Source organism: Alcanivorax sp. (assembly GCF_002726155.1).
Taxonomy (GTDB): domain Bacteria; phylum Pseudomonadota; class Gammaproteobacteria; order Pseudomonadales; family Alcanivoracaceae; genus Alcanivorax.
The window spans coordinates 22,365-36,410 of record NZ_PBSH01000007.1 but is presented as its reverse complement, the minus strand read 5'-3'; the positions used below and the strand labels follow the sequence as shown (position 1 = coordinate 36,410).

Here is a 14,046-nt window from a genome sequence, read left to right as displayed (position 1 = left end):
TTGCCTCCTTCATCGCGCCAATACTCGTCAATTCATGTACCGAAAAGGCGGGACTCACATGCATTACCGGCGCAATTACTCCCGCGGTGGTTGTTATTTTTTTACCGTGGTCACCCATCAACGCAAACCGGTTCTGACCGATGAACCCACGCTTGATGCATTACGCTATGCCTTCAAATGGGTACAACAACGTCACCCTTTCCGCATCGATGCCATTGTCGTTTTGCCCGATCATCTGCACTGCATCTGGACCTTGCCGGAGACGGACCATGACTTCTCAACCCGCTGGCGTTTAATCAAGGGAAGGGTGACAAAGCATTGCCAAATCAGCACACCGATCTGGCAAAAGCGTTTCTGGGAACATACCCTTCGAGACGAGTATGATTTGCAGACTCACACCGATTATCTCTACTACAACCCGGTAAAGCATGGTTACGTCCTCCAACCCGCCGATTGGCCCTACAGCAGTTTCCGCCGGGATGTGGCCCGTGGGCTGTATCCCGCTGACTGGGGTGGCAATCCGCTTCTGCCGGACGACATTGGTCACGAATAGCGCCGAATGTCGGATTACGCCTTTCAGGCTAATTCGACCTACATGCAGCAGCCGGGCCGTAGGTCGTGTTAGGGCGAAGGCCGTAACCCGACAATGAGCCTGCGACGCATCCTCCTGACTTTGCTAATCATTGCCATGCCGGTGATGGCTGCTTTGCAGTTCTGGCCGCTGCCCGAGCGGCTGACGAACACCCCATACGCCACCTTGATGCTGGACCGCCATGAGCGCCTGCTCGGTGCCCGCATTGCGGCGGATGAACAATGGCGCTTTGTGCCGGTGGACTCCCTGCCGGACAAATATCGCCAGGCCTTGTTGAGCTACGAAGACAAACGTTTCTTCGCCCACCCGGGTATCGACCCGCTGGCCATTGCCCGCGCTACTTGGCTCAATGCCCGCGCCGGGCGGGTGGTCAGTGGCGGCTCCACGCTGACCATGCAGCTGGCGCGGCTGCTGCGCGATGACCCGCCTAGAACCCTGCCTGAGAAAGCCCGCGAAGCCCTGCTCGCCCTGCAATTGGAGTGGCATTTCAGCAAGGATGAATTGCTGATCCAGTACGCCAGCCGCGCCCCGTTTGGCGGCAATATCGTCGGGTTGCGTGCCGCCGCCTGGCGCTATTTCGGCCGTGAGCCCGCGGCGTTGAGTTGGGCGGAAGCCGCGTTGCTGGCGGTGCTGCCCAATGCCCCCGCCTTGATTCATCCGGGGCGCAACCGGGAACGGTTATTGACCAAGCGCGATGGCTTGCTCAAGGATCTGCACGAGAGCGGAGAATTGTCGGCCACGGACCTGAGACTGGCCTTGCTGGAGCCCTTGCCCGACGCCCCCAGAGCGCTGCCCGGCAGCGCCAGCCACCTACTGAACTCCCTCTCCGCCAACAGTGACGAGCACCTGTTTCACACCACCCTGGATGCCGACCTGCAACGCCGGGTGCGCGAGCTAGCGCGCCAGCATGGTCAGCGTTTGGCCGGGGAGGGCGTGCATAACGTGGCGGTGGTGGTGATCGACCACACCGCGTTGGCCACCCGTGCCTACGTGGGCAACATGACCCATGGCGATGCCCGCGAATACGGTGCCGCCGTGGATATCGCCCGCGCCCCGCGTTCCACCGGCAGCGTGCTCAAGCCCTTGTTATACGGGTTAATGCTCGACGACGGCCTGTTGCTGCCCGACACTCTGGTGCCCGATCTGCCCACCAACTACGGCGGTTTCAGTCCGGAAAATTTTGATCATGAATACCGGGGGGCCGTCCCTGCTCATCAGGCCCTTAGCCAGTCCCTGAACATTCCCGCTGTCCGCATGTTGCGACAATATGGACTTGGCCGCTTTCACAGCCAATTGCAGCGCATGGGCATGGGGACGTTGTTCCGCAGCGCGGAAGACTATGGGCTCACCCTGGTGCTGGGTGGGGCGGAAGGTACGCTCAATGAGCTCACCGGCATTTACGCGCGCCTGTTTGCCAGCGCCATGCAAGCGCAAGCCTACCCGGTGGCGACACTGCAACCGCCGCTTGCCGGGCGCGAAACCGCGCCCCCGGTGCTCAGCCCGGGGGCGGCCTGGCTGACGCTGGATGCCCTGCGTGATGTGGCGCGCCCGGGTACCGCACGCCAATGGCGGCTGTTCAGCTCCAGCCAGCCTATTGCCTGGAAGACCGGTACCAGTTATGGCTTGCGCGACGCCTGGGCCATTGGCAGTAACGGGCGCTACACCGTGGGTGTTTGGGCCGGTAACGGCAATGGCGAGCCGGCCCCCAGCCTGGGGGGCGCGGCCACGGCAGCACCGCTGATGCTGGATGTGTTCAGCTTGCTGGGGCCGGCGGCCTGGCCGGAACCACCATTGGCAGACCTGAAAATCGTGCAGGTGTGCAGCGACGACGGCTATCTGGCCGGCGGCCGCTGCCCCACGGTAGAGCGGCTGGCACCGTTGTATAGCCATTTTGAAACGGTGACGCCGTATCACGTGCGTGTGCATCTGGATGGCAATGGTCAGCGGGTGCACAGCCAGTGCGAGTCTGTCGATGCCATGCGCCACCAGGACTGGTTTGTGCTGCCGCCGGGGCAAGCCTGGTTCTACCAGCGCCGCCACCCGCATTACCGGCCGCTACCCGCCTGGCGTGACGATTGCCTGGCGGGCGCACGGGCGATGAACAGCGCCCCGCCCATGGCGCTGATTTACCCCCATGCGGGCACGGCGATTTATATTCCGGTGGAGTTGAATGGTCGGCTGGGAAGGGCGGTCTTTCGCGCAGTCCATCAACGGGCCGGCGCCACGCTGTACTGGCATCTGGATTCTACTTATCTGGGTGAAACCCGGCATTTCCATGAATGGGCCCTCACCGCCGAACCCGGCTGGCATACCCTGACCCTGGTGGATGATCAGGGCTTTCGCTTAAAGCAACGCTTTAAGGTGCTGGGCAAGTGAGATGCTTCACGCAGGCATGCTACACGCAATCACGCCGCCCAATCCTTTATGCGCGGTAAAACCACACACCCACCGCGCCTTTTTCACGTGAATCTGATAAACAAGGACTCTAAGCGCAACGAACGGGGCCAAGGATGAAGCACCTGCACTATCACACCTGCAATCTGTGCGAAGCCATGTGCGGTATCGAGATAGAGCACTGCGGGGATGACATTCAAGCGATTCGCGGCGACAAGGCTGACCCCTTCAGCCGTGGTCACATCTGCCCCAAGGCGGTGGCGCTGCAGGATTTGCACAATGACCCGGATCGCTTGCGTCATCCGGTTAAACGCACCACCGATGGCTGGGTGCCAATCAGTTGGGACGAGGCACTGGATGAAACCGCCCAGAGGCTCCATGAGATTCAGCAGGCACATGGCAAGAACGCGGTGTCTCTCTACCTGGGTAATCCCACGGCCCATAACCACGGTGCTTTGTTTACGCTGTCAGCGTTCAGCAGGGCTCTCAATACCCGTCAGCGTTATAGCGCTACCTCGGCGGACCAGTTGCCCCATCAGCTGGCGGCCTACCAGTTGTTCGGCCACCAGATTTTGTTCCCGATACCGGATATCGACCGTACCGATTACTTCATGATTATTGGCGGTAATCCGCTGGCGTCCAACGGTTCCATCATGACGGTCCCTGACGTCAAGAACCGCCTCAAGGCATTGCAAAAGCGCGGCGGCAAACTCGTGGTCATTGACCCGCGCCGTACCGAGACCGCCCAGGTGGCGGACGAACACTATTTCGTGCGCCCGGGTAACGATGTTTATCTGCTGCTGGCGCTGGTTCAGGTGATGTATACGGAATTGCTGGTGGCGCCGGGTCGCCTTGAGTCCTTGCTGGAGGGCAATAAAACCCTGGAAAAACTGGTAGCACCGTGGACTCCCGAAAAAGTGGAAACGGCGGTGGGTATTTCCGCCGTCCACATTCGCAAGCTTGCCCGCGACATAGCCAATGCACCCAGCGCTGCGGTGTATTCCCGCGTGGGCGTGACGACCAGCGCCCACGGCAGCCTGAGTGCCTGGTTGGTCTATGTGATCAATATTCTCACCGGCAATCTGGATCGTAAAGGCGGCGTTATGTTCACCAAGCCTGCTTTCGATATCCTCGCCATGAGTGGTCTCAGCGGCGATACCGGCAGCTTCGATCGTTATCGCAGCCGGGTGCACGGTTACCCGGAATTCGGGGGGGAATTTCCGGTGACTACCATGGCCGATGAAATGCTCACTCCGGGGCTCGGCCAGGTAAAAGCGTTTATCTCCCATGCGGGCAATCCGGTGCTGTCCTGCCCGGATGGCAACAAACTGGACCGTGCCCTCAGCGGCCTGGATTTCATGGTCAGCATCGATTTCTATATCAACGAAACCACCCGCCATGCGGACATTATCCTGCCGCCCACCGGGCAGCTGGAGCATGGCCAGTTCGATCCCATTTTCCAGGCGATGGCCGTGCGCAACGTGGTGAAATATACACCGCCCCTGGTCGAGCGACCGGAAGGCATGCTACACGATTGGGAGATTTTGCTCGCGCTCACCACACGGTTGAGCCGACTTAAAGCGCGCACTCGCCGCAGCCGTTTGAAGGCTGCCGCCACTGACCGCTTTATTCGTACACTGGGTGACCGGGGGATTATCGATCTGGGCCTGCGCCTGGGCCCGTATGGCGGCGGTGGCAAGGCCATGGCCAGCCTCAAACAAAACGGTTTGCATACGCTGCCCAAAGTGGCCTGGCGTTTATTGAAGGGGAAAAGTGACGGGCTGACGTTCAAGCGTCTGCAAGCGGCACCGCACGGCATTGATCTGGGTCCGCTGACGCCCATGCTGCCACAACGCCTGTTTACCGCCGATCAGCGCATCAATCTGGTCCCCGCGCTCTATCATCGGGCGTTGCAGGGACTGCCGGTGCCGGACGCACCGCCGGAAAATCAGCTATTGATGATCGGCCGGCGCCATATCCGCAGCAATAATTCCTGGATGCACAACAGCCAGCGCCTGATCAAGGGAAAAGGCCGCTTCACGGTGATGGTGCATCCGCAGGATGCCCTGCGATTGGGTGTTGAGGAGGGTATGAACGTCACCATCAGTGGTGGTGCCGGCGACATCACCCTGCCAGCCAGCCTCAGTGAGAACATCATGCCCGGTGTGATCAGCGTGCCCCATGGTTGGGGCCACGACCGTGACGGCGTGCAGCTGGAAATCGCCCGGTCAACCCAGGGCAGCAGTATTAATGATGTGATTGGCGCCGATCGGGTAGAAGCGGTGACCGCCATGGCGCAGCTCAATGGCATCCCCGTTACCCTGGCTCCTGTGTCGCCATGCCAGTGAGTAGCGCGCCGTGGCGGTTGGCCATGTTCGTTGCCGGGTGGGTGCCGCTGGCTGCTGCGGCGGCGGTTACCGAAACCGATGCGTTTATGGCGAATGTGGAGAAGGGCAGCCATGGCCCAAACCTGGAAAAAGGGAACTGGGTGGTGGCGCCGATCCCCGTGTCGAACCCCACCATGGGCACAGGCTTGCAACTGGCGACACTGTATTTGCACCCCTCCCGCGACGGCAACGGCGGCCCCAATCCCACCAGCGGGCTGGGCGCCATGTACACCGATACCGACAGCTGGGTGGTGGGTGCCTTCCATCAGGATTATTTGCTGGAAGATCGTCTGCGAATCACTGCGGCAGCCGGCACGGGCTCCCTGAAGCTCAAGTATTACGGCTTTGGCGGAGATGGGTTCTTTGCCAATAACCCGCTGGATTACACCATCGACATGGCCATGGGCTTTGCTCGTGCCCAGTTGCGCCTGCCGCAATCGGATCACTGGTTTCTTGGCCCGGCGCTGATCTATGGGGACGGGGATGTGGAAATGGAGTTTGACCAACGGGTTGGCCGGTTGCCGGGGTTGAGCAAAAATATTGCGGTCGGCGGGGTGGGAATGGTGTTGACCTATGATTCGCGCGACAACAATTATTTTCCGACTCAGGGAATCAATTTTAGCGCCTCCTATTTTGATTTTGGCGAGGCACTGGGCAGCGATTTTGATTACAGCAAAACCCGGCTGGATCTGAGCTATTACACGCAACTCTTGCCTGATCTGGTGCTCGCCACCAACGGTGCCTGGGAAAGCACTGCCGGACGGGCGCCGTTCTTCAATCAGGCGTCGGCCGGGGTGCGCGGGTACAACCGGGGCGAGTACATGGACGATGATGCCCTCACCGCGAGCATGGAAGGCCGTTATTCCATCTTGCCGCGCTGGGTGTGGGTGGGGTTCTACGATTATGGTTGGGTCAACGACGGGGATGAACCGATTTTCCAGGGCAAGACCGCCCACAGCATCGGCACCGGCTTGCGCTGGCAAACCACCCCGAGCAAGCCCCTGCACATTGGCGTGGATGTGGCCTTCACCGATGACGATACGGTTTTCTTCATCCAGTTGGGCGAAAGTTTCTAGCGCTTGAGTGGGCTTTCCGGTGCTTTGTCTGAATGTCAGGTTACGCCTTTCAGGCTAACCAGACCTACGAAAGCAATCACCACTCCTGAGGTACCTTCTGCAGCTTATCCAGGGTGTAACCGCGCGCTCGGGCGACGCCCAGCAGGTGTTCGTAGGTCTTGGCATCCAGCTGCGGGCTGCGCGCCATGATCCACAGGTAATCCCGTTTCTGTCGGCCGATAATGGTGGTCTGGTAATCCGGGCTTACGTACAGCACTCGGAAGTCTGCCTTGAATGGCCATAGAAAACGCATCTTCCAAATGGCCGGGTCCTCGTCGCTGACAAAGCCGGTGGGCGTCATGGTCTTCAGGTCACCGTCCGGGCCGTCTTTGCGGAAGGTGAAGCTGGTCGCAATTTCATTGGGACCGGCTCGGCGATAGGTCTCGATGGCGTTATAGGCGCCTTTTTCGGGAAAAGTGGGGATGTTGGCAATCACATACCACTGGCCCATAAAGCGATCCAGGTCGAATGGGGTCGCCACCTCAATCGGTGCTCGGGGCGTGGTCTGGCAGGCGTTGAGCATAATCAGGCTCACTATCAGTAGCATTCGGCGCATAGGTTTCTCCATGACAGGGAGCATCGCATCAACCGGTGCAACACCAGGTGAAGCTGGGCGCCAGTCGTTTCCTTGCCGCCCAGAGACCTCGCATTTCGCTCTTTTGTAGATACCGTCGACTTAGGCCGAAGGCCGTAAGCCGACATTCAATGTCGCCGCCGTCCCAGGGGTCGAGTGTCGGATTACGTCTTTAAGACTAATGCGACCTACAGAGGCAAGTCCGGGGGCTTGAAAGTCCTCTGTGCCATCACAACCCCTGTTAATACCTAACCGGAAAAGGAGAACCGCGTGAACGTTCTTATTGCAGGTGCAAACGGCAAAATTGGTCGCCGGCTGATTCCCCATCTGGTGGCAGACGACATCCGTGTCACCGCCATGGTGCGCGATGCGGCCCAGGCTCAGTCCCTGAAAGAGCTGGGTGCCAACGATGTGGTGGTGGCCGACCTGGAAGGCGATTGCCGTGAAGCCCTGAAAGGGCAGGATACGGTCATTTTTACCGCCGGCTCTGGTCCTCGCACTGGCCCGGAGAAAACCCTCGACGTGGATCAGAATGGCGCCATCGCACTGGTGGATCAGGCGAAAGAGCAGGGAGTGGACCGCTTTATCATGGTCAGCTCCATGCGCGCCGATGATCCGGACAGTGGCCCGGAAAAAATGCGTCATTACTTTGAAGCCAAGGGCAACGCGGATAATCACCTGCGCAGCAGTGGGCTGGACCATGTGATTATCCGCCCGGGCCGACTCACGGAGGAACCGCCGCTGGAGAAGATTAGGCTGGAGCCGAAAATAAGGGACTTTGGAGAAATTTCCCGCGAAGATGTCGCCAAGGTGCTGGCGGAAGTCACTCGCATGGAGATCCGCAACCAGGAGTTCGACGTTATCTCCGGCGAGAGCCTCATTCGGGATGCTCTGCAAAAGCTCTGATGTTGGAGGTGCTCCTTTGTAGCTCTCGCGTCGCGCGAAGCGGTGACACGGTTGTCGCCCAATGTCGGATTACGCCTTCAGGCTAATCTGACCTACGGAGACGGGCACCGGCACGAATCGGAGGGCCGTCTTCGTAGGTCGTGTTAGGCGTAGCCGTAACCCGACACTGGGCCTGCCCCCTCCGCACTCCACTCAAAGTAACGCTTCCCTCCTGAATTGTCTGACAATATCATCGATCCCTCCCTCATCCTGCCCTTAGGTATAAAGCGGCCTGCGTCACCAATACGTATGAATTACGTAGAGTTAGTGCTGAAACCCATTCGCATTGCGGTAAACAAACTGTAAAATGCCGCTGCTTGTCATATGGATGACAAAAAAAAGTACGCATAATCCGCCCCTCGATGTCAGAACAGCTGGATAGGATGTCCTTAGTGCAGTTTTCTTCACAGTTAACCCGTTGGAGTCTCGGGGGGCTGGCCTTTCTGTGTGCAACCAGCGCCCAGGCCGCTTCACCCTGGGTTCCAGCCGGCGATCTATCAGCGCGCCATCATATCGAAGCGCTGCAGTCTCAGGGTTGCCTGGATGGCGTTACCCTCAGCTGGCCGATCAGCTGGGCCGCGCTGATGAAAAGCTACCGCCTTGCCCGTCACAGCCTCCCGGAAGCGGAAGCCAAACGTTGTGAAAACCAGCATGCCGCCTTCCTCGAAAAAGCCCTCCAGCAGGCCCAGCAAAGCACTCGTGGTGTTTCCATTGAACTGGGGGGCGCCAACCAGGAGCCGCTTTACACCAGCTTCGATACCCAGGTAGAGGACGAATTCACCAGCCAGGTGACACTTTACGGCATGGGTGACCGTTGGGCCGGGCAGTTGGCCATTGGTTACGTGGATGGCGATCGCGATAACGAATATGTGCGTATCGACGACACCTACCTGGCCGGCATCATCGGTAACTGGCAGTTGGGCGTCGGTGCTGTTGATCGCTGGTGGGGGCCGGGCTGGCAAAGTTCGCTGGCCTTGTCCAATAACGCCCGCCCGGTCCCTGGGCTATGGTTATCCCGACAAATGCCACTGGCACCGGAAAGCCCTTGGCTTAGTTGGATCGGCCCCTGGGACCTGCAACTGATTGCCGGGCAACTGGAGCAGGACCGCGCTATCCCGGATGCCCGCCTGCTTGGCGCTCGCTTTGTTTTCAAGCCGCTGGATTCCCTGCAAATCGGCCTGTCGCGCCTGGCGCAATGGGGCGGTGAAGGGCGCCCGCAGGGCCTGGATGACTTCTGGAATGCGGTTATTGGTCGCGATAACGGTGAAACCTCCGGCCTGGAAGAAGGCCAAGACCCCAGTAACCAAATCGGGGGAGTGGATTTCCGTCTGTCTCTGAACCCGGGCGACGTCCCTCTGGGTATCTATGGACAATTCATGGGCGAAGACGAGGCGGGGGGCTTGCCCTCGAAGCTATCGTCTTTGGCTGGCGTGGATGTGGTCACCGGCTGGGGCAAGGGCTCCCAGCGCTTCTTTGTGGAAGCCACCGACACCGTTGCCGGTAGCTGGTTTAGTGACCGCCGCCACAATGTCATGTATGAGCACAGCACTTATCAAAGCGGTTTCCGTTACCATGGCCGCAACATGGCCAGTACCTGGGAAGGCGACGCCCAGGCTGTCACCCTCGGCATTCAGCAGTTTTTCCGCCACGACGTGTCGGTGGCGCTGAGCCTGTCGCAAGCGACCCTGAACGAAGAGGGCGGGATACGCGCGGTGGTCACGGAAGATGGCGACGCTATCCTTCAGGCCGTTGAAGAACAGGACATCACCCTGGCCGAATTGCGCATCGGCCACCCCTTATTCGGCGGCCGCCTGAACTGGCTGCTTTCTGCTACGGATGAACCCGTAGTGACCTATGAAGAGCGGGAGCGGTTCACCGCCGGCCTTCAGTGGACCCGCCACGTGAATTGGTAACAGAGTTTATGCAGGTATCTATGAATCCTTTCGGGAAATTTCTGGCTGTCGGCCTCCTGGCTTCATTAGCTGGCTGCACGGTTGTGCCGGGCTCACACATTTCCACCTCGCCGGGTTGGTTTCTCGATGAAGATGAAAGTGCGGAAGAGGCCGAACCCCTGCCGGATGTGGTGCAGGTGCATACCATTACCACCAATGTGCTGAAAGCCGAGCCCCAGGACAAAGCCAAGCCTGCCCCAGTTCTGCTCGAAGAACCTGAAGATTATGATTACGTGGTCGGGCTCGGTGATGTCTTGCAAATCACCGTTTGGGATCACCCGGAGCTGACCATTCCGGCGGGCTCCATGCGCAGCCCGTCCGAATCCGGTAACTGGGTACATAACGACGGCACCATCTTTTATCCCTACGTCGGCAAGATCAAAGTGGTCGGCCTGCGTGTCACTGAAATCCGTGACCTGATCGCCCAGCGTATTGCGGAATACATCGAAGACCCGCAAGTGGATGTGACCATTGCGGCTTTCCGTAGCCAGCGGGTCTATGTGTCTGGTGCGGTCAAACAGCCCGGCGCCTACCCGGTAACCAATGTGCCGCTACGCTTGCTGGATGCGGTGAATTCGTCCGGTGGTTTGACCGAAATGGCGGACTGGAATGATGTCACCCTCACCCGTAACGGGCAGGAGTATACCCTGTCGTTGAAGGCGGTCTACCAGGAAGGCAATCCGGCCTACAACGTGTTGCTGCGTCCCGGTGACGTGGTCCACGTGGCCCGCAACGATGACAACAAAGTCTTTGTGTTGGGTGAAGTGGGTGAGAATCAGCCCGTACCGATGACCCGTAACGGCCTGACTTTGGCGGAAGCCCTGTCCTCCTCCGGCGGTTACACCCAGGACACTGCCGATGCCCGGGGCATTTTTGTGTTGCGTCGCGCGCCGCAGGGGAGTGATCACCTGATCGATCTGTACCAGCTCAATGCCAAGGACGCTACCGCCCTGATTCTGGCGGATGGTTTTGACCTGCAAAGCCGCGACATCGTCTATGTCACCGCCGCGCCGCTGGCTCGCTGGAACCGCGTAATCAAGAATATTCTGCCGACCTTCCAGACCATCTACTACGGGGCGCTGGCGGCAGACCGGGTAAGGGATCTGGACGAGTAATGTTTAATCGCATTCTGGTGGTGTGTGACGGCAACATCTGTCGCAGCCCCACCGTCGCCGCCATGCTGCGGGAGCTGAAGCCGGAAAAAGCCGTGTCTTCTGCGGGGCTGGTCGGGCTTGTGGGCCAAGACATGGAAGCGACTGCGCGTGTTGTTGCGGAAGAAAACGGCCTGGACTGTGGCACTCATGTGGCCCGCAAGCTGGATAGTGAATTGTGCCGCGACAGCGATCTGATATTGGTCATGGAAAGCCGGCAGAAAGAACGTTTAGGAAGAGCCTTTCCTGAAGCCAGTGGCAAGACATTCCTGCTTAGTCACTGGAATGGCGGCCACGATATCCCCGACCCCTACAAGCGCGGTCGGGATGCCTTTGAAAGGATCTACCCGCCCATGCGCGAAGCCACAAAAGCCTGGGCAGAAAAACTGTAAGGGCAACACCCTGGAGGGCCCCCTTCCAGAGCGCGAATAGACAATTGTAGGAGTTCCCTTCTAGGGGACGAACCAAGCGTCAGCTCGGAGAGCACCCAATGGGGTGTCCCGCCAGCGCGAAATGAAGGGGGTGGCAATCACAAGCCCGCTCGCCAAGGCTCGGGTTCGTCCCCTGGAAGGGAGCTCCTACAGTGGCATCGATAAAACTGGCGAGCTAACTCGCTATTTGGGAGAGGCGGTTCCACCGCAAAAACGCCCAACAGCAAACAGACAGCAGAGTAAAACATGGCAGAAAACGCAACAAACACAACACGCCAGCCACAGTCGTCATCCAGTATGGCTGATGAAATCGACCTGCAACGTCTGTGGGGGCTGCTGGTCGACCACTGCTGGCTGATTATCGGCACCACCTTGATTGCGCTGTCATTGGGTGTGGTCTATGGCCTGTTGGCCACGCCTATTTATAAAGCCGATGCGCTACTGCAAGTGGAAGACAAGCAAGGGGGCGTGCCCGGGTTTTCCGAACTGAATGAACTGTTTACAGAAGAGTCTTCTGCCGATGCGGAGATCCAGATTATCCGCTCACGGATGGTGCTGGGCGAAATCATTGACCAGCTACAGTTGGATATTAAAGTGGCGCCGGATCGATTTCCTTTCTTTGGCAGTATTGGCGCACCAGATCCTGTGCCAGAGTTTGTGCCGAAACCCTTGTTTGCGGGCTATCGGGATAGCGAAACCTTCGTGACCATCGAGGCTTTTCAAGTGCCGGAAGATCTGGAAGGCGAAGCATTTACGCTGATAGAAGAAAATGGTCAGCCTGCGCTGTACCTTGATGATCAGAAAGTGGGTAGCGCCCCGCTGGGCACCTCGATCACCAGCGAAGACAAAAGGATTACACTGGAGTTAGGGGAGTGGGAATACGGGGATGAGCCTTTGGAGCTGGTGCATCAAACTCGCGCCGATGCGGTCAATCAACTTCGTGGCCGCCTTTCTGTTAGTGAGCAAGGAAAGGCGACCGGTATTATTGCCTTGTCCATTACCGGCCCCAACAAGGCCCGTATCCGTGTCATTCTAGATGCCATTGGCGAAACTTATCTGCTCCAGAACATTAAGAGAATGTCTGCAGAAGCGGAAAACAGCCTGGATTTTCTCGACGAACAACTGCCTGAAATCAAGGAGAAGCTCACTGGCGCCGAAGAAAAGCTCAATGCCTATCGCCTGAAAAGCGAATCTGTGGATTTATCCCTGGAAACCCAATCGGTGCTTGAGCGGCTGGTAGCCATTGAAGCAAAAATCAATGAACTGAAAATCAAAGAAAGTGAGGTCTCTGCCCGCTTTACGAGGGAGCACCCGGCTTACCGCACACTGATTCAGCAGCGAGGCTCCCTGATTCAGGAAAAAGACGAGCTTAATAAACAAATCAAGGAACTACCGGAAACCCAACAGGAAGTGCTGCGCTTGATGCGTGATGTGGAAGTTAATCAGGAAATCTATGTGGGCCTGCTTAACAAGGTGCAGGAGCTGCGCATCATGAAAGCCGGCACTGTCGGTAGTGTACGCATTATCGACAAAGCCTTGGTGCAACCTGAACCGGTCAAACCCAAAAAAGCGCTTATTACCATTCTGGCTGCCATGTTGGGGGCTATGGGTTCTGTTGGCGTGGTTCTCATCAGGGCGGCCTTTAACCGTGGTATCGAGAGCCCGGAACAGCTGGAAGAGCAGGGTATTTCTGTCTATGCCTCTATTCCGTTGTCTCAACACCAGCAGAAAGTGGATCGCTTGGAGGCCTTGAAACGTCGCCGAAAACGCAAGAAAGACAAAGAACCCATCCCGTTGCTGACCCTGTCAGACCCTAACGATCTGGCCGTGGAAGCCTTGCGCAGCCTGCGCACCAGCCTGCACTTCGCCATGATGGAGGCAAGCAACAAAGTACTGATGGTTTCTGGCCCCAGTCCGGGTGTGGGTAAATCCTTCGTCTCTGCCAATCTGGCTGCGGTGCTCGCCCAAACGGGGCAGAAAGTGGTGGTGGTCGATGCCGATATGCGTAAGGGTCATATGCATCGATTCTTTGATAACCGCAATGATGAGGGGCTGTCTGATTACCTCTCAGGCCAGAAAGAGCAGGAAGCCGTCATCCAGGCGACCAAAATGGAAAACCTCGCCTTTATCCCGAGAGGTCAGGTGCCGCCTAATCCATCAGAACTGCTCATGCACAACCGCTTCAAGACCCTTATGGAATCTCTAAGCGAGCAGTACGACATAGTATTGGTGGATACCCCCCCCATTCTGGCCGTCACAGATGCCGCCATCGTCGGTCAATTGGCTGGTAGCAGCCTCATCGTGACCCGCTTCGGGGTGAACTCAGTAAAGGAAGTAGACATCACTTTGACACGGTTTGCGCAGAATAATGTGGAAATCAAAGGTGCGATTTTGAATTGCATGGAGCGTCGTGCTTCCAACGAATACGGTTACTACGCCTACGAATACGGCAAAAGCAGCTCCTAACCAGTAGGAGCGTCGCTGGCGGCGCGAAAACCTCCCAGA

10 protein-coding genes are annotated in these 14,046 nt (G+C 58.2%); 9 read left to right on the top strand and 1 reads right to left on the bottom strand.

All coding sequences use genetic code 11. The features are described 5' to 3' along the window. Positions 1-58 precede the first annotated feature (58 nt). From CL546_RS02430 to CL546_RS02415, 4 genes are all read left to right on the top strand, one after another. Positions 59-553, top strand: a complete 495-nt coding sequence (locus tag CL546_RS02430) for an REP-associated tyrosine transposase (RefSeq protein WP_290492842.1) — start codon at positions 59-61, stop codon at positions 551-553. Positions 554-646: 93 nt separating this feature from the next. Continuing rightward, complete coding sequence (gene pbpC, locus CL546_RS02425; protein ID WP_290492841.1) at positions 647-2,968, top strand: penicillin-binding protein 1C; 2,322 nt, start codon at positions 647-649, stop codon at positions 2,966-2,968. A 134-nt stretch (positions 2,969-3,102) separates the two neighbouring features. Beyond that, positions 3,103-5,334 (top strand): molybdopterin-dependent oxidoreductase, encoded by a 2,232-nt coding sequence (locus tag CL546_RS02420; protein ID WP_290492839.1) that lies wholly within the window; start codon positions 3,103-3,105, stop codon positions 5,332-5,334. After that, positions 5,325-6,449, top strand: coding sequence for a BamA/TamA family outer membrane protein (locus CL546_RS02415; RefSeq protein WP_290492837.1), 1,125 nt, complete (start codon positions 5,325-5,327; stop codon positions 6,447-6,449). Before CL546_RS02420 ends, CL546_RS02415 begins: the two co-directional genes overlap by 10 nt. Before the next feature lie 76 nt (positions 6,450-6,525). On the opposite strand, the gene CL546_RS02410 is transcribed toward CL546_RS02415, so the two are convergent. Then, positions 6,526-7,044 carry a lipocalin family protein gene (locus tag CL546_RS02410; protein ID WP_290492835.1) on the bottom strand — a complete coding sequence of 173 codons (519 nt, stop codon included), beginning with the start codon at positions 7,042-7,044 and terminating at the stop codon, positions 6,526-6,528. A gap of 288 nt (positions 7,045-7,332) precedes the next feature. On the opposite strand from CL546_RS02410, the gene CL546_RS02405 reads away from it, so the two are divergent. From CL546_RS02405 to CL546_RS02385, 5 genes are all read left to right on the top strand, one after another. After that, complete coding sequence (locus CL546_RS02405; RefSeq protein WP_290492834.1) at positions 7,333-7,968, top strand: SDR family oxidoreductase; 636 nt, start codon at positions 7,333-7,335, stop codon at positions 7,966-7,968. 422 nt (positions 7,969-8,390) lie between these two features. Then, a complete protein-coding gene (locus CL546_RS02400; RefSeq protein WP_290492833.1) occupies positions 8,391-9,920 on the top strand; it encodes a capsule assembly Wzi family protein in 1,530 nt (509 codons plus the stop codon). A gap of 20 nt (positions 9,921-9,940) precedes the next feature. Next, entirely contained in the window at positions 9,941-11,074 is a 1,134-nt protein-coding gene (locus tag CL546_RS02395) for a polysaccharide export protein (RefSeq protein ID WP_273604696.1), read from the top strand. After that, complete coding sequence (locus CL546_RS02390) at positions 11,074-11,502, top strand: low molecular weight protein-tyrosine-phosphatase (RefSeq protein ID WP_290492831.1); 429 nt, start codon at positions 11,074-11,076, stop codon at positions 11,500-11,502. Before CL546_RS02395 ends, CL546_RS02390 begins: the two co-directional genes overlap by 1 nt. Before the next feature lie 285 nt (positions 11,503-11,787). Then, complete coding sequence (locus tag CL546_RS02385; protein ID WP_290492829.1) at positions 11,788-14,007, top strand: polysaccharide biosynthesis tyrosine autokinase; 2,220 nt, start codon at positions 11,788-11,790, stop codon at positions 14,005-14,007. Positions 14,008-14,046 lie beyond the last annotated feature (39 nt).

What these genes read in the sequence shown, in the direction of transcription:
- CL546_RS02430 (WP_290492842.1), top strand. Translation starts at nt 59, where the DNA reads ATGCATTACCGGCGCAATTACTCCCGCGGTGGTTGTTATTTTTTTACC.
- pbpC (WP_290492841.1), top strand. Translation starts at nt 647, where the DNA reads ATGAGCCTGCGACGCATCCTCCTGACTTTGCTAATCATTGCCATGCCG.
- CL546_RS02420 (WP_290492839.1), top strand. Translation starts at nt 3,103, where the DNA reads ATGAAGCACCTGCACTATCACACCTGCAATCTGTGCGAAGCCATGTGC.
- CL546_RS02415 (WP_290492837.1), top strand. Translation starts at nt 5,325, where the DNA reads ATGCCAGTGAGTAGCGCGCCGTGGCGGTTGGCCATGTTCGTTGCCGGG.
- CL546_RS02410 (WP_290492835.1), bottom strand. Translation starts at nt 7,044, where the DNA reads ATGCGCCGAATGCTACTGATAGTGAGCCTGATTATGCTCAACGCCTGC.
- CL546_RS02400 (WP_290492833.1), top strand. Translation starts at nt 8,391, where the DNA reads ATGTCCTTAGTGCAGTTTTCTTCACAGTTAACCCGTTGGAGTCTCGGG.
- CL546_RS02395 (WP_273604696.1), top strand. Translation starts at nt 9,941, where the DNA reads ATGAATCCTTTCGGGAAATTTCTGGCTGTCGGCCTCCTGGCTTCATTA.
- CL546_RS02390 (WP_290492831.1), top strand. Translation starts at nt 11,074, where the DNA reads ATGTTTAATCGCATTCTGGTGGTGTGTGACGGCAACATCTGTCGCAGC.
- CL546_RS02385 (WP_290492829.1), top strand. Translation starts at nt 11,788, where the DNA reads ATGGCAGAAAACGCAACAAACACAACACGCCAGCCACAGTCGTCATCC.